This window comes from Asanoa siamensis, from assembly GCF_016862555.1.
Taxonomy (GTDB): Bacteria; Actinomycetota; Actinomycetes; order Mycobacteriales; family Micromonosporaceae; genus Asanoa; species Asanoa siamensis.
Window position 1 is genome coordinate 103,881 of sequence record NZ_BONE01000003.1, and the last position, 17,013, is coordinate 120,893.

A 17,013-nucleotide genomic window follows, 5' to 3' on the forward strand; every position below is an offset into this window, starting at 1 on the left:
ACGACCCAGACCAGAGCGACCCATCGCTCCCACATCACGCACCACCCTCAGCTCGCCTGTTCGAGGCCGGTGTGCGGACCGATCCAGCGGCGCCGAACGCGTCGCTCCCGGCTGGACGGGGAGTGCCGCTGCCGGTCGGCCGCCTCCACCATGGCCGACGGTGGGAGGCACTGCTCGAGGACGTCGTCGACCATGAGTGCCAGGCCGTACTCCGGGTCGACCGCGAGCGCTCGTTCCACGGCGATGGTCGCCAGCGCACCGAGACCGACCCGCCAGGCAGCGAAGGCGAGCAGGCTGGCCGGCGCGGCCGCGAGCGGCGGGTCGACGCGACGGACCACGTCGCTCCAGAGGTCGACCTGCCACTCGTCGTCGGTGGTGTGCTCCCACGCGTGGTCGCGCACGGGCAGGTGGACCAGCAGCACGCTCAGCCAGGCCACCTCGTCGTCGGTGAGCCGACCGCCGGCTCGATAGCGGTCGGCCGCGTCGTCGACCGCCTCGTCGCCCGCGGCCCGCAGTGCTCTCGCCACACGGGCATTCGCCTGCACGGCGGCGCCGGCCGCCCGCGGCGTCATCGGGCGCAGCCGGGTCGAACCGCGGTCTGCCGCTGCCCGGGTGCGGTCGACGAGGGCCGTCAGACGGGCGTCGGCCCTGGCCGTGGCCTCGGTCATCGGGGCACGGTCGGGGCCGGTGACCGGTGCGATGGAGTCCGCGACGGCTTCCCGGTCGGGCAGCGCGACCCGGCCCGCGTAGACGGCGGCCGCGCCGACGCAGGTCGTGGTCGGGTCGAACGGCTGGCCCTCGGGCGGGCAGCAGTTCGGGTTGGCGCAGACGTAGGACCAGTAGCGGCCGTCCTGCACGCGGAGCACGTCGAGCATGGTGATGTCGGTGGACCGCAGCGCCACGCACACCGCCTCGGCGATCGGTGTCACGGCGTTCGACGGTCCGTACCCGATGATCGCGATCGCGTCGACGGTGTCGCGGACCAGCACCGCGACCAGGCGACGAGCGGCTTCGTCCACGGATGCCGCGCTCGGTAGATCGCCGCGCGCCACGAAACGGACGCGGTCGCCGACGATCGCGAGGACCACGATGCTCTCGGTCGGATAGAAACCGAGCAAATAGGGCACCGACGCGATGAGGTCGGCGCAGGAACGCACTGTGATGGGTGGCGCCTCGGTAGCGGTCATGGCGCGGAAGCTTGGTCGACGGCGGTGGGTGATCGCCACCGTACGGACCGCAGCTGTGGATAACTTCGTACGCCGACGCGGGCGGCACGAGTTATCCACAGGCCGCCGTGAAGATCCCCGCGTCGGCCCCGCGGAACGGGAGACTCAGCCCCGGAAGCGCAGCCCGTGCAGATCGATCTCGATGTCGTCCACGGTGGACGGCGCCGGGCGCAGGTCCAGGCTGAGCTCGACAGCGGAGAGGAGGTCGAAACCAGCGGCATGAAGCGACTTCATGGCTTCGACGTTGCGCGACTCCGGTCGGATGGTCAGTCGCGCGAGCGACCGTTTCCTGGCCTCACCGGTCACGTGCTTGAGCAACGCGGCACCGACGCCCGACCCACGACGCTGGGTGGCCACCACGATCGGTTCGACCTCGCCGCTGGTGCCCTGCATAAGCAGGCCGACGAGACCGATCACGCCGTTCTCGCCGTCCTCGGCCACCCAGATCCCCGAGAGGTCGAGCCGGGTCAGATAGTCCTCGAAGCCGGCGCCCGGGTCCGGGCCGGCGGACTGCCCGTAAAGACCGCTCCGCCGCTCCGCGAGCTCGACCCAGAGCGCCCGACCCGCGGCATGGTCTCCGGGACGATACGGGCGGACCACCACATCCGTCATGTCCTCATGCTTACTCTCCGAATCGACCCGGCGGAACCCGACGCACAAGAGGGGTCCAGACTTGGACGTCATGGACCTGGCCTATCTCCGGTCACATCCGCACCATCTGCCCACGTTTCTCAAGCATCAGCGGATCCGGGAGACCCCGGTGGCGGGTGGCAGCATCGCCGCCGCCAGCCGGCTGACGCTCGACGACGGGGCGTCGCTGTTCGTCAAGACCTGGCCGGAGCAGTCGTCGACGCCGGCGCCCGACGGGTTCTTCACGACGGAGGCGGCCGGCCTCGACTGGCTCCGGGTTCCGGGCGGTCCGCCGCTGCCGGAGGTGCTGGTCGCGCTGCCGGAGATGCTCGCGCTGGAGTGGCTCGACGCCGGCCGACCGAGCCCGGCCGGGGCGGAGCGGTTCGGTCGCGAACTGGCGATCATGCATCGCGCCGGAGCGCCGGCCTTCGGTGCGGAGTGGCCCGGCTTCATCGGTGCGTTGCCGCAGGACAACACGCTGTCCGACGAGTCGTGGCCGAGGTGGTTCGCCGAGTCGCGACTACGGCCCTACCTGCGGCTGTCGGCGGATGGTGGCGCTCTCTCAGCGGACGACGTCACCGCCACGGAACGGGTGCTCAGCCAGATCGACGATTACGGCGGGGTCGAGGCACCGTCGCGGGTGCACGGCGACCTGTGGCCGGGCAACCTCTTCTGGGGGACCGAGGGCCGCGCGTGGCTTGTCGATCCGGCGGCGCACGGTGGTCATCGGGAGACCGATCTCGCGCAGTTGGCGCTCTGGGGTGGGACTCCCCACCTGGACCGGATCATCGACGCGTACGAGGAGGAGTGGCCGCTCGACGACGGCTGGCGGCAGCGGGTGCCGTTGCATCAGCTGCATCTGCTGCTGGTGCACACCGCGTTGTTCGGCGCGGCCTACCGGTCCGAGGTGCGGCAGGCGGTCGACAGCTTGCTCCGCTCGTAGCGCCTCGCGGAGGCAGAGCGGTCATCGTCGATCAAGGCCATACCGTCGTGTACGAGTGGCTCTGGTGGACTGGGCCTTTTGTGGGAATCCACGGGATCGAGCGTTACGCGATACGGTCGAGCGGTGACGATGTCCGAGGTCCGCGCCACCGATGGGGTGCTGGCAGACCGCTTCGGGCGGGTAGCTACCGATCTGCGGGTGTCGCTGACGGATCGGTGCAACCTCCGCTGCACCTACTGCATGCCCGCCGAGGGGCTCGCGTGGCTCCCGCGGGAAGAGTTGTTGAACGACGCCGAGATTGTGCGTTTGGTCCGTATCGCGGTGGAGCGGCTTGGTGTGACGGATGTCCGGTTCACCGGCGGCGAGCCGCTGATCCGGCCGGGTCTGGTCGACATCGTGCGCGCGTGTGCCGAGCTGCTGCCACGGCCGCGGATGTCGGTCACCACCAACGGGATCGGGCTCGAGCGGCTGGCGCCGGCGCTGAAGAGCGCGGGGCTCGATCGGGTCAACGTCTCCCTGGACACGCTGGATCCGGCGCGGTTCAAGGAACTCACCCGGCGCGACCGGCACGACGCCGTTGTCGCCGGCCTGACGGCCGCAGCCGAGGCGGGCCTGGTGCCGGTGAAAATCAACTCGGTGCTGATGCGCGGTGTCAACGACGACGAGGCGCCGGAGTTGGTGCGGTTCGCGTTGTCGCACGGCTACGAGCTGCGGTTCATCGAGCAGATGCCGCTCGACGCCCAGCACAGCTGGGACCGGGGCACGATGGTCACGGCCGACGAGATTCTCGCGGCGTTGCGGGCCAGCTACACGCTGCTGCCCGACCCGGTGGAGCGCGGTGGTGCGCCGGCGGAGACGTGGGTCGTGGACGGCTACACGGCCAGCGACGGCGGCCCCGCGCGGGTCGGCGTGATCGGCAGCGTGACGCGGCCGTTCTGCGGCGACTGCGACCGGACGCGGCTGACCGCGGACGGGCAGATCCGCAACTGTCTGTTCGCGACGGACGAATCGGACCTGCGTGGCGCGCTACGCGCGGGTGCGACCGACGAAGAGCTCGCCACCCGGTGGCAGGCCGCGATGTGGGGCAAGCGTGCCGGTCACGGCATCGACGACCCGTCGTTCCTGCAGCCAGCCCGCCCGATGTCCGCTATCGGCGGATAAATCCGCGACCACGCGAACCGGCACGAGGCCGCCGGGGCATCGTCACCAGCGGCGACGAAACGCCAATCGCACCACCCGCACACCGCCCACCCGGCCGAAGCCGCCGGCACGGCGAAATGCAATCCGCACGACCCGCACACCGCCAACGCCGGTGACGGCGTGCGGGCGGCGATGTGTGGTGGCGCGAATTCCGCGTGACGGTGGGAGATAGGCTGATCGGCATGGGTAATCCCGTCGACGGGTTGGCGTCGGGGGTCGTGACCGTCCGGTTCTTCGCCGGGGCGCGGGCGGCCGCCGGGGTCGCGGAGACCAGCGTGGCCGCTGGGTTGACGCAGGACGGCTTCGTCGCGGAGCTGGCCGGGCGGCATGGTGAGCGGCTCGCCACCGTGCTCAAGGCCGCGAGCTTTCTGGTCGACGGCGTCGCTTGGCGGGACGGTCAGCGGCCGTTGCCGGCCGGGGCCGAGGTTGACGTCCTTCCGCCGTTCGCGGGTGGGTAAGTGGGCGTCGTTCTGTTCGTCGGCTTCGCCTTCGTCGCTATCGGTCTGATCCACTTCTACCTCTGGAAACGGCTCGTCAAGGACGTGACGCGGCCCGGGCGCTGGCGGCGTTTCGGTGCCGGCCTCGCGATCGTGCTCGGGTTGCTGGTGCCGGCCACCCTGATCGGTACGCGCACGGGTGCGACGGCCCTGGCCTGGCCCGGGTACCTGTGGATCGCCCTGATGTTCTATCTGCTCGTGGTGCTGGCCCTGCTGGAGATCCCGATGCTGCTCGTGCGCATCGCGCTCCGCCGCCGCGCCGCCGCCGCCGACGACTCGTCCGCGAGCGACGTCGACGAGCACCTCGCCGCCCACGTGCCGGCGGCGGCCACCGCGGGCCGGGCGGGCGACGACGCGACTACCGACGCGTCCGTCACCACGGCTGTGGACGCGACAGGCGATCACCCGGCAGCCGACAAGCAAGCGAACGACGTCGAACCCGCGATCGGTGTTCCGTCCGCCGGGTCGGCAACAAACAACCCAGGCGAACCCGCGGGGATGCAGCGGCGGGTGCTCCTCGCGCGCGGCGCCGCGATCTTCGCGGGCCTGACCGCCGCCGGTATCACCGGCTACGGCGCCCGGACCGCGTTGAGTGCCCCGCGGATCGATCGTGTGCAGATCACCCTGGCCAAGCTGCCCAGGGCCATGGACGGCTTCCGGATCGCCACCGTCTCTGACATCCACCTCGGGCCCCTGGCCGGCCGCGCCCACACCGAGCGCATCGTGTCCGTCATCAACCGCACCCAGGCCGACCTCGTCGCCGTCGTCGGGGACCTCGTCGACGGCACCGTGCAGGAGCTCGGTGCCGCCGCCGCGCCGCTGCGGGACATCCAGTCCAGGCACGGTGCGTTCTTCGTGACCGGGAACCACGAGTACTACTCCGGCGCCGAGGAGTGGCTCGCCGAGGTCGAGCGGCTCGGGATCCGGACCCTGCGCAACCAGCGTCAGCTCATCACCGCCGCCGGTGGGGCGATCGATCTCGCCGGGGTCAACGACGTCGCCGGTAAGGGGACCAGCACCGGTGGGCCGGACATCCCGGGCACGCTGCGCGACCGCGACACGAACATTCCCGTCGTCCTGCTCGCGCACCAGCCCATCCAGGTGCACGAGGCCGCCAAGAACAACGTCGACCTGCAGCTCTCCGGCCACACCCACGGCGGGCAGATGGTGCCGTTCAACCTGCTGGTGCGGCTCGAACAACCGGTGGTCAACGGCTACGCCACGTTCGACGACACCCAGCTCTACGTGACCAACGGCGCCGGGTTCTGGGGGCCGCCCGTACGCGTCGGTGCGCCCCCGCAAGTCACCGTCGTGGAGCTTCGTAGTCCCTGACGGCTGTGCGACACGCCGCACCACGGTGGACGGTCACCGCATTGCCGGGCAGGGCATGGCACTATGCACCGTGCTCCCGTACTCCGCCGCACCCTTCGTCGCGGATCTGCACATCCACTCCAAGTACTCCCGCGCCTGCAGCCGCGACCTCACCCTGCCCAACCTCGCGCTGTGGGCCCGCCGCAAAGGCGTCACCCTCCTCGGCACCGGCGACTTCACCCACCCCGCCTGGTCAGACCACCTGCGGGAGCATCTCGAACCGGCCGAACCCGGACTCTTCCGGCTCAGCCGCGACGCCGAGCAGGCGATCACGAAGCAACTCCCGCCGCGCCTGGCCAGCAGCGAGGAACAGGTCCGCTTCGCGCTCTCCGTCGAGATCTCCACGATCTACAAGCGCGACGACCGCACCCGCAAGGTGCACCACCTGATCTACCTGCCCGACCTCGACGCCGTCGGGCGGTTCAACACGGCGCTCGGCCGGATCGGCAACCTCGCCTCCGACGGCCGCCCGATCCTCGGCCTCGACTCCCGCGACCTCCTGGAGATCACCCTCGAGGCGAGCCCCGACGGCTTCCTGGTCCCCGCGCACATCTGGACGCCCTGGTTCTCGGCCCTCGGCAGCAAGTCCGGCTTCGACGCGATCGCCGACTGCTACGCCGACCTCGCCGACCACATCTTCGCCGTCGAGACCGGCCTCAGCTCCGACCCGGCGATGAACTGGCGCGTCTCCAGCCTCGACCGCTACCAACTGGTGTCCAACTCGGACGCCCACTCCCCGCCGGCCCTGGCCCGCGAGGCCACGATCCTCCAGACCGACCTGGACTACTACGCCGTACGCGAAGCCCTCCGCACCGGCCACGGCCTCGCCGGAACTCTCGAGTTCTTCCCGGAAGAGGGCAAGTACCACGCCGACGGCCACCGCCTCTGCGGCGTCAACTGGGAACCCGCCCGGACCCGCGCCGCCGGCGGCCTGTGCCCGGAATGCCACAAACCCCTCACCGTCGGCGTGCTCAGCCGCGTCGAGGACCTGGCCGACCGGCACGACGGACAGACCCGCCTCGACCCCAAGCCGGTCCAGCACCTCCTCGCCCTCGCCGAGATCCTGGGCGAGATCGCCGGCGTCGGCCCGCGCTCCAAAACCGTCGAGGGCAAGCTCAACACCCTGATCGCCACCCTGGGCCCCGAGCTGACCATCCTGCGCGACACCCCGCTCGACGAGATCAAGAAGGCCGGCGGCGACCACCTCGAGGAAGCCATCAGCCGGCTGCGCCGCGGCGACGTGCACCGCACCCCCGGCTACGACGGCGCGTACGGCGTGATCCGCGTCTTCGACAAGCACGAGTTGCCCACCGGCCACCAGCAGGCCGACACGCTGTTCGACGTGCCGACGCAGCCGCAGCAACCGAAACGCAAGAAGGTCACCGCCCCCGACCGCCCGTCCGAGCAGTCGGCCCGGCGCGGCCCGGTCAAGCGCGTCGAACCCGCCATCCCGCCACCACCCCAGGTCTCCCCGCACGAGCCGTTCGAACCGATGCTCGCCGGCATGGAGGAGGTCGGCACCGGCCTGCTCGACCGGCTCGACGCGATGCAGCGGGTCGCGGCCTCGGCACCCGGCGGTCCGATGCTGATCGTCGCGGGCCCCGGCACGGGAAAGACCCGTACGCTCACCCACCGGATCGCCTACCTCTGCGCCGAGCTGGGCGTCTTCGCCGAGCACTGCCTCGCGATCACGTTCACCCGGCGGGCCGCCGAGGAGCTGCGGACACGGCTCGACGGCCTGCTCGGCCCGGTCGCCGCCGACGTCACCGTCGCGACCTTCCACTCGCTCGGCCTCACCATCCTGCGCGAGAACGCGACCGCCGTCGGCCTGCCGCCCACCTTCCGGATCGCCGACGACACCGAACGGGAAACGGCCCGCAAGGAAGCCGGCGACGACGCCGCGAGCTACGTGAAGCTCCTCCGCGCCCAAGACCTGGTCGACCTCGACGAGCTGGTCACCCTGCCGCTGGAACTGCTGCGCCAGGACCCCGACCTGGTCGACCGCTACCAGGCCCGCTGGCGGTGGATCTTCGTCGACGAGTACCAGGACGTCGACGAGACCCAGTACGAGCTGCTGCGCCTGCTCTGCCCGCCCGACGGCAACCTGTGCGCGATCGGCGACCCCGACCAGGCGATCTACTCGTTCCGCGGTGCCGACGTCGGCTACTTCCTGCGCTTCGCCGAGGACTTCACCGACGCCCGGCCGGTCCGCCTGACCCGCAATTACCGGTCCTCCGCGCCGATCCTGGCCGCCGCCGTGCAGGCCATCGCGCCGAGTTCCCTGGTCCGCGGCCGCCGCCTCGACCCCGCCCGCCTCGACCCCGAGGCCCCGCTGGTCGGCCGCTATCCCGCCGTCTCCGCCACGGACGAGGCCGACTTCGTCGCCCGTACCATCGACGATCTGGTCGGTGGCCTGTCCCACCGCTCGCTCGACTCGGGCCGGATCAGCGGCAACGCCGCCGGCGTCTCGTTCTCCGACATCGCCGTCCTCTACCGCACCGACCAGCAGTCGGCGCCGATCCTCGACGCGCTCTCCCGGGCCGGCATCCCGGTGCAGAAGCGCTCGCACAACCGGCTCCGCGACCGCGCCGGCGTCGCCGCCATCGCCCGCGAGCTACGCCTGGCCACGCAAAACCCAACAAGCCAGACAAACCCAGCAAGCCAGACCCACGACCTGGCCACCCGCGTACGCCAGACCGGTCAGCTCCTGGCCGACCGGTTCGCCACGCCCACCTTGGACAGCAGCAGCACACCGAGCCCGGCCGACGTCTGGTCAGCCGTCGAGGTGCTCACCCCGCTCGCCCGCCGCTGCGGCGACGATCTCGAGCAGTTCCTCGCCCAGCTCGCCACCGGCGCCGAGGTCGACGCGCTCGACTCGCGCGCCGAGGCGGTCACGCTGCTCACCCTGCACGCGGCCAAGGGCCTCGAGTTCCCGGTCGTCTTCCTCGTCGGCTGCGAGGACGGCCTGCTTCCGCTGCGCCTGTTCGACGGCCGCACCAGCGACGACGACCTCGCCGAGGAGCGCCGGCTGTTTTTCGTCGGCCTGACCAGGGCACAGGACCGGCTCTACGTCTCGCACGCCCAGCGCCGCTTCCGGCTCGGCGCCGAACGCGAGACCGGGCCGTCGCCGTTCCTCGATGCGATCGACGCCGGGCTGTTCGAGCGGCTCGGCGCGACCGAGGAACGCCGGCCCAAGGACCGTCAGCTCCGCCTGATCTGAGTCGCGCGGCACGCCAGGGGTAGGTTTGGCGCGGTTCCGGGAGGTGAGCCCTGCCCGGTTAGCCGCTACGGTGACCAGAGCCAGCGATGAGAACTCCCTCGGCCAGGAGGAACGTCCATGTCGAACTACGGACCGCCGAACGGTGGGCCGTACGCGGGCCAGCCGAACGACCCGTACGGCCAGCCATCGGACCCGTGGGGTGGCCAGGACCCATGGGGCGGTCAGCCGCAGTCCAGCCCACCCGGCGGACCGGGCTCACCCAGCTACGGCGGCGGCGACTACGGCCAGGGCAACCCCGACTACGGCCAGGGCGGCGGCAATCCCGGCTACGGCCAGGGCGGCGGCAATCCCGGCTACGGGCAAGGCGGCAACCCCGGCTACGGCGGCAACCCCGGCTACGACAACCCTCCCGGCTACGGCGGCCAACCGAGCTACGGCCAGCCCGGCTACGACCAGCCGAACTACGGGCAGCCAGGCTACGGGGGCGGTCAGCCCACCTACGCCGGCCAGCCCGGCTACGGGCAGCCCACCCAGCAGTACGACCAGAACTTCCCGCAGTACGGCACCGAGCCGAACTGGACCACGCCCGAGGAACCGCCGCGCAAGAAGCGCTTCAGCCCGGTCCTCGCCCTGGTCATCACGCTCGCGGTGCTGGTGTGCGGCGGCGGCGCGGCGGCGGTCTACTACGCCGGCCGCCCGGAGGAGAAGCCCCCGGTCACCACCGCCGGCGAGCCAACCGCGTCGGCCGAGGCGACCAAGGCCGCGGAGCAGAGCGCCAAGCCCGACCCGGAGTCGTCGGCCGACGCCCGCTTCGTCAAGAAGGGGCAGTGCGTCAAGAACGTCGGCAGCACCAGCGACCCCAAGCTCGAGATCGCCAAGTGCGGCGTGAAGACCTACCAGGTGCTGGCCCGCTTCGACGCGGCCACGACCGGCCAGGACGACGCGGAGAAGAAGTGCAAAGAGGTCGAGGGCTACACCGACTGGTACTTCTTCGACAGCCCGCTCGACCTCAACGACTACGTGCTCTGCCTGAAGCTACGTAACACCTAGGCGAAGCTAGCGCCATCTAGCTGAAAACGTAGAGAGTCCTAGACGACGCGAGACCGCGACACGCCGTACCCGCATCTACGCGTTTCTAGGGTCTTTCCTAGATCGACCGATACGGTCATCGACATGGATCCGGTGCGCAACCCCTACGCACCCGGCGCCGGCCAGCGTCCACCCGAGCTGGCCGGTCGCGACCGTGAGCTCGACGTCTTCGACGTCGTGCTGGAGCGGGTCGCCCGCGGCCGGCCCGAGCGCAGCCTGGTGCTCACCGGCCTGCGCGGCGTCGGCAAGACCGTGCTGCTCAACTCGTTGCGCTCCCAGGCCATCGGCCGGCTCTGGGGCACGGGCAAGATCGAGGCCCGGCCCGACCAGTCGCTGCGCCGCCCGGTCGCGGCCGCGCTGCACATGGCCGTGCGTGAGCTGGCGCCCCGGCACCGCGCGCCGGACCGGATCGACGACTTCCTCGGCGTGCTGAAGGCGTTCGCGCTGCGCGCCAACCAGGCCAACGCCAAGCTGCGCGACCGCTGGCAACCCGGCATCGACGTGCCGGTCAAGAACGGCCGGGCCGACTCCGGCGACATCGAGATCGACCTGGTGGAGCTGTTCACCGACGCGGCCGCCGTGGCCACCGACGTGGGCACCGGCGTCGCCCTCTTCATCGACGAGATGCAGGACGTCCCGCCGGACGACATCTCCGCCCTCTGCGCCGCGTGCCACGAGCTGTCGCAACTCGGCGCCCCGCTGATCGTGGTCGGCGCCGGCCTGCCGCACCTGCCGGCCGTGCTCTCGGCCGCCAAGTCCTACTCGGAGCGACTCTTCCGCTACCAGCGGATCGACCGGCTCGACCGGATCGCGGCCGACCAGGCACTCGGCGCGCCGGCGGCCCGGGAGGAGGTCGACTACGAGCCGAAGGCGCTCGACCTGCTCTACGAGAAGTCGGGCGGATACCCCTACTTCGTCCAGGCGTACGGGAAGGCGACCTGGGACCACGCCCCGCGTACCCCCATCACCGCCGACGACGTCAAGGTGGCCGCGCCCGAAGCGGAGGCCGAGCTGGCGGTCGGGTTCTTCGGGTCCCGCTTCGAGCGCGCGACGCCGGCGGAACGCGAATACATGCGCGCGATGGCCGGGCTCTCGGTCAACAGCGGCTCCGACGACATGGACATCGCGGTCGCGACGGCGGAGGTCGCCCAGGCGCTCGGCCGCAAGCCGGCCAGCCTGTCACCGGCCCGTGACGCCCTCATCAAGAAGGGCCTCATCTACTCCGGCGAGCGCGGCACGGTCGCCTTCACGGTGCCCCACTTCGGACGGTATCTGCGCACGCAACCTTGACCGCGTCGCACCGTTTGGGGGATACACGCCCGCGTGACGGGGTAAGAGTTATGGCATGAGTCCCGTACGTACGGTCGCGCGCCTGTTCCTCAGCACGATCTTCGTCGTCAGTGGCGCCCGCTCCATCGCCCGCCCGACGCCGTGGGTGCCGAGGGCCCAGAAGGTGAGCGAGAAGGTCGGCCCGCTCTTCGAGAAGGCCAGCCCGAAGCTGCCGACCGACGCCGAGTCGCTGGTGCGGATCGCCGGCGCGGCCCAGGTCGCGGCCGGGTTCATGCTCGCGACCGGCCGTTTCACCCGGCCCGCCGCGCTGGTGCTCGCCGGCACGCTGGTGCCGACGACCCTCGTCGCGCATCCGTTCTGGACGGTCAAGGACCCGGTCGAGCGCCGCCACCAGGAGACCCACTTCCTGAAGAACGTGGGTCTGCTCGGCGGGCTGCTGATGGCCGCGGCCGACACCAAGGGTCGTCCGGGCCTGGCCTGGCGCGCGAGCCACTACGCGGGGCACAGCCGGCACGCCCTCGAGCACGGCCGGCACAACCTGGAGCACGGGCTGCACTCGATCGGGCAGAGCGGCCAGTCGGTGCGCCGGGCGGCCAAGACGGCGCGCCGCGAGGCCAGGATCGCGTACCGCGCCGCGGCGGCCGGGCGGCGGTTGCCCAGCTAACGCCAGCTGAATCCGACAACAACGACCCGAAACGTATGAACCAGTCGCCCTGCGTTAACGCGGACGAAATGTCGCGAACTAGTGTGGGATCGGACACGGTCAGATAACGCGCCGGGTGACGTCACACGAGCCCCTCTAGGCTCGATACAGACCTGGACGGCACGTTACAAAGGGTACGGGGGTGGCCACGCCATGCCGGCGACCGTCGGAAGACGGACCGACCGCCTCGTCCCGACCAGCAGCCCTGTCCGTGGGATCTATCGTCGAAACGTTGTGCGCCTCGGCCTCCTGGCCGGCGCGTTCATCACGGCCTGGTACGCCATCGGTGCGTTCGGACGGCCGTACAACTTCTTCGACATGAAGATCTACCACGGCGCGGTTGTGTGGTGGGCGAGCGGACGCGATCTCTACGCATTTGCAGCGCCGGACACCGGGCTGGGGTTCACCTACCCACCCTTCGCCGGCGTGCTCATGCTGCCGATGTCGCGTGTGTCGTTCGGGGCCGCGGCCTGGATCAACGTGGCGGCGAGCCTGCTCGCGCTCGCGGTGGTCATGTGGGCGCTGCTCGGCCCGATCGCCCGCCGCTACGGCTGGTCACGCTGGTTCGCCACGGGGCTCGCGGTCGCCGCGGCCGCCGCCATCGAGCCCGTGCGTGAGACCTTCGGCTACGGCCAGATCAACCTGCTGCTGTTCCTGCTGATCATGGCGGACATGGTCGCGCTGCGCTGGCGCGCCCGGGCCAGCGCCGGCTTCGTGCCGACCGGTGGCGCGCTCGTCCGCTTCATCCGCGGCGGCTCGTGGGCGGGTGTCGGCATCGGCCTCGCCGCCTCGATCAAGCTGACCCCCGCGCTCTTCGTGGTCTACCTGCTGGTCACCCGCCAGTGGCGCGCCGCGACCACGGCGGTCGCGACGGCGATCGGCGTCAGCGCGGCCACGTTCCTGGTGGCCGGCAAGGACTCGGCCGCGTACTTCCTCCGGGTGATCTGGGAGACCGAGCGCGTCGGCGCCGCCGACATGACGCCCAACCAGTCGCTGGCCGGCGTGCTGGCCCGTCTCTACGACACGGCCGAGGCGCCGACGCTGCTCTGGCTGTCGTTCGCGGTGCTGATGCTCGCCGTGGGCCTGTCCCGCGCGGCCCGCGCCCACGCCGACGGCGACGAGTTGACGGCGTTCGCCCTGGTCGGCCTCACGGCCAACGTGATCAGCCCGATCTCGTGGTCGCACCACCTGGTCTTCGTGATCCCGGCGATCGTGGTCCTGGCCGACGCGGCGATGCGCCGCCGGGACGCCAGCCGCGGCCTGGAGAGCGGCCGCCGCCTGACCCGCCGGGGCCTGACCCCGAGCGCGGGCATGAGCGGCCCGGCCCAACTCCGCACACCGATCTGGTTCCCGGCGCTGACGGGCCTCCGCCACGCGAGCGCCGCGCTGGCCGTCTACGTGCTGTTCCTGGTCTCGCCGATCTGGCCGTACGAGCACCAACTGCCCGAGTTCTCCCACTACGAGGACGGCCTATGGGGCGCCCTGATGGAGAACTCGCTGGCACTCGCGCTGATCATCCTGGTCGCCACCCTGCCGTGGCGCCCGGGCGCGGAGCCGGCGTTCTACCCGGAGCGCTTCCGCGTCGACCGCCGCGCGATTCACCAACAGCAGGTCAAGAGCTAGATCCTTGCCCGGGCCCGGCGGGGGCGCGACCGTCGCTCCCGCCGGGCACCGCTCGCTCCGCTTCGCTGCCAGGCCCGCGGTGGTCAGGCTTATCCGACTTTCAGCGCGAGCTTCCCGAGGTAGTGATCGTTCAGCGCGCGATGCGCGTCGGCGGCTCGCTCCAACGGAAAGGTCCGCGCGACGTGGACCTCGAACGCGCCCGACTCGATGATGGCGTTCAGCCGGTCCGTGGCGGTTCGGCTTCGGTCCCCGTCGTAACCGACGACCTTCGATGTCGTGGGCACGGGCAGGACGCCGTTCGGCCAGGCGATCCGTCCGGAGGCCTTGACCGCGCGCAGGGCGCGTTCGGCGATCTCGCCGCCCACCGTGACGAGAGCCCCGTCCAGTCCCTCGGGCGCGAACTCGGTCGCCGCGGCCGGCACGTCGTCCCTGCGACCGTCGATGGCCGCGTCGGCGCCCAGCCGCCGGGCCAGGGCGACGCCGTCGGCGCCCAGCCGCCGGGCCAGGGCGACGCCGTCGGCGCCGGAGGCCACGGCCAACACGCGGATGCCGCTGTGCCGCGCGAGTTGCACGGCCAGGTGCCCGATGCCGCCGCTGGCACCGAAGACCATGAGGCTGTCACCCGCGCGCAGGTCGAGCCGGTCGAGGCCGGTCAAGGCCGTGAGGGCGTCCCAGGCCATCGCGCCGGCCTGTTCGGTCGGCATCCGGGCGGGCACACGCGCCACGAACTCCGCCGCCACCACGACGTAGTCGGCGTAGGCGCCACCCCGCGGCAGCGGCATCGTGGCCGCGTAGACACGCTCGCCGACCTCGAACCCGGTGACGTCGCGGCCGACCGCGGCGACCGTGCCCGCCGCGTCCCAGCCGAGGACGTAGGGGAAGGACGACGGGACGCCGAACACGCCGTCGTAGTCACCGTTCCGCTCGGCCGCGTCCCACGATCCGACCCCGGCGAACTCGACCCGCGTGAGGACGTCGCCGGCACCGACCTCAGGGACTGGTATCCGGCGCAGCGAGAGTTCGTCGACTCCGCCGAACCGGTCCAGAACCACCGCGTTCATCGTCGAGCCACTGCCGCCCATCGATCCTCCCAATTTACTTGAGTTAATCAAGGATCATTGGATCACAGGTAGTTGAGCGGATCAAGTAATCCCCTAAACTGATGGCCATGGCGCTACCGAACGGCCCCGTTACCGCCTCGTCCGAGGCGGAGACCGTCCTCTTCGACCTGGTCGACGTGTACGACCGCGCCTACGAGGCAGCCGCGGCCGAGCTGTCGCTGAGTTCCGCGCAGGCATGCGTGCTCGGGCGGCTGGACACGCCTCGCCGGATGGGCGCCCTGGCCGAGGACCTCGGCTGCGACGCCTCCAACATCACCCAGATCGTCGTGCGGCTCGAGGCACTCGGCCTCGCGGCTCGCGAACCGGATCCCGCGGATCGCCGCGGACGACTCGTCGCGCGTACCCCCCGAGGAGACGAGGTCAATCGACGGTTCGCGACGGCCTTCACGTTCGCCCGCACGGCCGTCGGCCGGCTGTCACCCGACGAACAGGACCTGTTGACGGCGCTGCTGCGAAAGGCGCTGGGCTGAGCCGGCGCCTACGGGCAGTTGACCCATTCCTCGGTGCCGTCGGCGAATACCTGGCGCTTCCAGATCGGGAGGCGGGCCTTGGCCTCGTCGACCAGGCGGCCGCAGGCCGCGAACGCCGCACCGCGGTGGGCCGTGCTGACCGCGGCCACCAGGGCCACGTCGCCGATCTTCAGGGCGCCGACGCGATGGGACACCGCTACCGCGTGAACCTCGGGCTCTTTGGAGATCTCCGCCGCGACCTCGCGCAGCACCTCGAGCGCCGACGGGTGGCCTTCGTAGTCGAGCGAGACCACCGCGCGGCCGCCGTCGTGGTCGCGGACCACGCCCTGGAACGAGACCACCGCGCCCGCGCGCGGGTCGGCGACCGCCGCCTCGTGTGCGGCGAGGTCGAGCGGGTCGGACGTCACGGTGACGATCACGGTCGTTCTCCCGGGAGTAGCGGCAACGGTACGAACGGTACCCGCGCGCCCGGCTCGCCCGTGGTGCCCGGCGCGATCACGGCGAAACCGTGTGCCATCGCCAGCCCGCGCAGCATCGCCGAACCGACGTGGCGCAGCGGGCGGGCCGTGCCCGAGGCCGGGTCGACGTGTACGAGGGCCAGGTGCGTGTAGTTGCCCCGGCCCGGCACCGGCTCGGCCAGCTCGACCGAGCCGAGCTCGGGCAGCGCGCGCCCGCGCAGGCCCGCGAGCAGCGGCTCGACCAGCGAGGCGAGCGCGACCAGTGCCGACTGTGGATTGCCGGGCAGGCCCGCGACGAACCGGACCCGGCCGTCGTCGCCGGTCACGCGGGCGACCAGCATCGGGAAGCCCGGCCGCACCGCGACGGTGTTGACCAGGTATTCGGCGCCGAGTGCCGCGAGTGCCGGGTGCAGGTGGTCGACCGGGCCGTGCATGGTGCCGCCGGTCGTGCAGACCAGGTCGGCGTCGGCCAGCGCCGAGCGGATCGCCGCCACGTGCGCGTCGAGCGTGTCCTCGACCGGGCCGACCACGGCTCCGGGTGCGATCGCACAGCCGTACCGCCGGAGCAGGGCCGGGACGTTCGGACCAAGCGCGTCCCGCACACGGCCGTCGCCGGGCGGACCCTGGGTGAGCAACTCGTCGCCGAACACCCGCAGCGCCGCCCGCGGCCGGGGCCGCACGGCGAGCGTGTCGTAGCCACAGGACGCCGCCAGCCCGAGCACACCCGGGTCGACCGGCGTGCCGGCCGGGACGAGCAGCTCGCCGAGCTCGGCCTCCTCACCGGGCCGGCGCCACTCGACGGTCTCCCGCAGCCGGCCGGTGATCCGGCCGTCGTCGGTGCGGGCCGACTCCTCGACCCGGAGCACCGCCTCGGCGCCGGGCGGCAGCATCCCGCCGGTGGCGATCTCGACGGCCGTGCCGTCGTCGGGCAGCGGCGCGGAGGAGTTGCCGGCGAGCACGGCGCCGACCAGCCGCCAGGGCGCCGGGCCACGGACGGCGTAGCCGTCCACACTCGACGTCGGAAAGGCCGGCAGCGTGGTCAGCGTGACCAGGTCCTGCGCGAGCGTGAGGCCGTCGGCCTCGTCGACCGGCACCTCGACGGGCGGCACCGCGGCCGCACGCCCGGCCTCGTGCATCATCGTGCGGGCGGCGGCCCAGGTGGTGGTCGCGAC

Annotated in this window: 14 protein-coding genes and 2 pseudogenes; 11 read left to right on the forward strand and 5 right to left on the reverse strand. The window is 71.7% G+C overall.

From position 1 onward, the window contains the following. Positions 1-47: 47 nt before the first annotated feature. Positions 48-1,187, reverse strand: a complete 1,140-nt coding sequence (locus Asi02nite_RS03210; RefSeq protein WP_239126432.1) for a DUF4192 domain-containing protein — start codon at positions 1,185-1,187, stop codon at positions 48-50. Positions 1,188-1,331: 144 nt separating this feature from the next. Beyond that, positions 1,332-1,838, reverse strand: coding sequence for a GNAT family N-acetyltransferase (locus Asi02nite_RS03215; RefSeq protein WP_203710598.1), 507 nt, complete (start codon positions 1,836-1,838; stop codon positions 1,332-1,334). Positions 1,839-1,908: 70 nt separating this feature from the next. Between Asi02nite_RS03215 and Asi02nite_RS03220 the strand changes: the two genes are divergently transcribed. The 10 genes and pseudogenes from Asi02nite_RS03220 (at position 1,909) to Asi02nite_RS03260 (ending at position 13,792) form a co-directional block, all read left to right on the forward strand. Next, the gene (locus Asi02nite_RS03220; RefSeq protein WP_203710599.1) at positions 1,909-2,799 is read left to right on the forward strand and encodes a fructosamine kinase family protein; all 891 of its coding nucleotides are present in this window, start codon (positions 1,909-1,911) and stop codon (positions 2,797-2,799) included. 129 nt (positions 2,800-2,928) lie between these two features. Then, the gene (gene moaA, locus Asi02nite_RS03225; protein WP_203710689.1) at positions 2,929-3,960 is read left to right on the forward strand and encodes a GTP 3',8-cyclase MoaA; all 1,032 of its coding nucleotides are present in this window, start codon (positions 2,929-2,931) and stop codon (positions 3,958-3,960) included. Between the two features lie 221 nt (positions 3,961-4,181). Continuing rightward, positions 4,182-4,457, forward strand: coding sequence for a MoaD/ThiS family protein (locus Asi02nite_RS03230; protein ID WP_203710600.1), 276 nt, complete (start codon positions 4,182-4,184; stop codon positions 4,455-4,457). Further along, on the forward strand, positions 4,458-5,828 hold the full coding sequence (locus Asi02nite_RS03235) for a metallophosphoesterase (RefSeq protein WP_239126433.1): 1,371 nt from the start codon (positions 4,458-4,460) through the stop codon (positions 5,826-5,828). Positions 5,829-5,898: 70 nt separating this feature from the next. Beyond that, a pseudogene (locus Asi02nite_RS42665) lies at positions 5,899-7,225 on the forward strand (endonuclease Q family protein); the annotation flags it as partial. 80 nt (positions 7,226-7,305) lie between these two features. Beyond that, positions 7,306-9,087 (forward strand): annotated as a pseudogene (locus Asi02nite_RS42670) (ATP-dependent helicase); the annotation flags it as partial. A gap of 117 nt (positions 9,088-9,204) precedes the next feature. Continuing rightward, complete coding sequence (locus Asi02nite_RS41385) at positions 9,205-10,137, forward strand: LppU/SCO3897 family protein (protein WP_239126434.1); 933 nt, start codon at positions 9,205-9,207, stop codon at positions 10,135-10,137. Between the two features lie 123 nt (positions 10,138-10,260). Beyond that, positions 10,261-11,466, forward strand: coding sequence for an ATP-binding protein (locus Asi02nite_RS03250; protein ID WP_203710602.1), 1,206 nt, complete (start codon positions 10,261-10,263; stop codon positions 11,464-11,466). Positions 11,467-11,521: 55 nt separating this feature from the next. Continuing rightward, positions 11,522-12,130 carry a DoxX family protein gene (locus Asi02nite_RS03255; protein WP_203710603.1) on the forward strand — a complete coding sequence of 203 codons (609 nt, stop codon included), beginning with the start codon at positions 11,522-11,524 and terminating at the stop codon, positions 12,128-12,130. 192 nt (positions 12,131-12,322) lie between these two features. Continuing rightward, positions 12,323-13,792, forward strand: coding sequence for a glycosyltransferase 87 family protein (locus tag Asi02nite_RS03260; RefSeq protein ID WP_203710604.1), 1,470 nt, complete (start codon positions 12,323-12,325; stop codon positions 13,790-13,792). 89 nt (positions 13,793-13,881) lie between these two features. Here Asi02nite_RS03260 and Asi02nite_RS03265 read toward each other — a convergent pair whose 3' ends face one another. After that, positions 13,882-14,874, reverse strand: coding sequence for a quinone oxidoreductase family protein (locus Asi02nite_RS03265; protein ID WP_203710605.1), 993 nt, complete (start codon positions 14,872-14,874; stop codon positions 13,882-13,884). A gap of 86 nt (positions 14,875-14,960) precedes the next feature. Between Asi02nite_RS03265 and Asi02nite_RS03270 the strand changes: the two genes are divergently transcribed. Continuing rightward, positions 14,961-15,383 carry a MarR family winged helix-turn-helix transcriptional regulator gene (locus Asi02nite_RS03270; RefSeq protein WP_203710606.1) on the forward strand — a complete coding sequence of 141 codons (423 nt, stop codon included), beginning with the start codon at positions 14,961-14,963 and terminating at the stop codon, positions 15,381-15,383. A gap of 8 nt (positions 15,384-15,391) precedes the next feature. Here the strand turns inward: Asi02nite_RS03270 and Asi02nite_RS03275 are convergent, their stop codons facing one another. Together Asi02nite_RS03275 and Asi02nite_RS03280 are read right to left on the reverse strand one after the other, a co-directional pair. Then, the gene (locus tag Asi02nite_RS03275) at positions 15,392-15,802 is read right to left on the reverse strand and encodes a molybdenum cofactor biosynthesis protein MoaE (RefSeq protein ID WP_203710607.1); all 411 of its coding nucleotides are present in this window, start codon (positions 15,800-15,802) and stop codon (positions 15,392-15,394) included. After that, complete coding sequence (locus tag Asi02nite_RS03280) at positions 15,799-16,977, reverse strand: molybdopterin molybdotransferase MoeA (RefSeq protein ID WP_203710691.1); 1,179 nt, start codon at positions 16,975-16,977, stop codon at positions 15,799-15,801. The genes Asi02nite_RS03275 and Asi02nite_RS03280 overlap by 4 nt, the downstream gene beginning before the upstream one ends. Between the last annotated feature and the right edge of the window lie 36 nt (positions 16,978-17,013).

Bases quoted from the DNA above. Each gene is read 5' to 3' on its own strand.
- Asi02nite_RS03210 (WP_239126432.1), bottom strand. From the start codon at position 1,187: ATGACCGCTACCGAGGCGCCACCCATCACAGTGCGTTCCTGCGCCGAC.
- Asi02nite_RS03215 (WP_203710598.1), bottom strand. From the start codon at position 1,838: ATGACGGATGTGGTGGTCCGCCCGTATCGTCCCGGAGACCATGCCGCG.
- Asi02nite_RS03220 (WP_203710599.1), top strand. From the start codon at position 1,909: ATGGACCTGGCCTATCTCCGGTCACATCCGCACCATCTGCCCACGTTT.
- moaA (WP_203710689.1), top strand. From the start codon at position 2,929: ATGTCCGAGGTCCGCGCCACCGATGGGGTGCTGGCAGACCGCTTCGGG.
- Asi02nite_RS03230 (WP_203710600.1), top strand. From the start codon at position 4,182: ATGGGTAATCCCGTCGACGGGTTGGCGTCGGGGGTCGTGACCGTCCGG.
- Asi02nite_RS41385 (WP_239126434.1), top strand. From the start codon at position 9,205: ATGTCGAACTACGGACCGCCGAACGGTGGGCCGTACGCGGGCCAGCCG.
- Asi02nite_RS03250 (WP_203710602.1), top strand. From the start codon at position 10,261: ATGGATCCGGTGCGCAACCCCTACGCACCCGGCGCCGGCCAGCGTCCA.
- Asi02nite_RS03255 (WP_203710603.1), top strand. From the start codon at position 11,522: ATGAGTCCCGTACGTACGGTCGCGCGCCTGTTCCTCAGCACGATCTTC.
- Asi02nite_RS03260 (WP_203710604.1), top strand. From the start codon at position 12,323: ATGCCGGCGACCGTCGGAAGACGGACCGACCGCCTCGTCCCGACCAGC.
- Asi02nite_RS03265 (WP_203710605.1), bottom strand. From the start codon at position 14,874: ATGGGCGGCAGTGGCTCGACGATGAACGCGGTGGTTCTGGACCGGTTC.
- Asi02nite_RS03270 (WP_203710606.1), top strand. From the start codon at position 14,961: ATGGCGCTACCGAACGGCCCCGTTACCGCCTCGTCCGAGGCGGAGACC.
- Asi02nite_RS03280 (WP_203710691.1), bottom strand. From the start codon at position 16,977: ATGCACGAGGCCGGGCGTGCGGCCGCGGTGCCGCCCGTCGAGGTGCCG.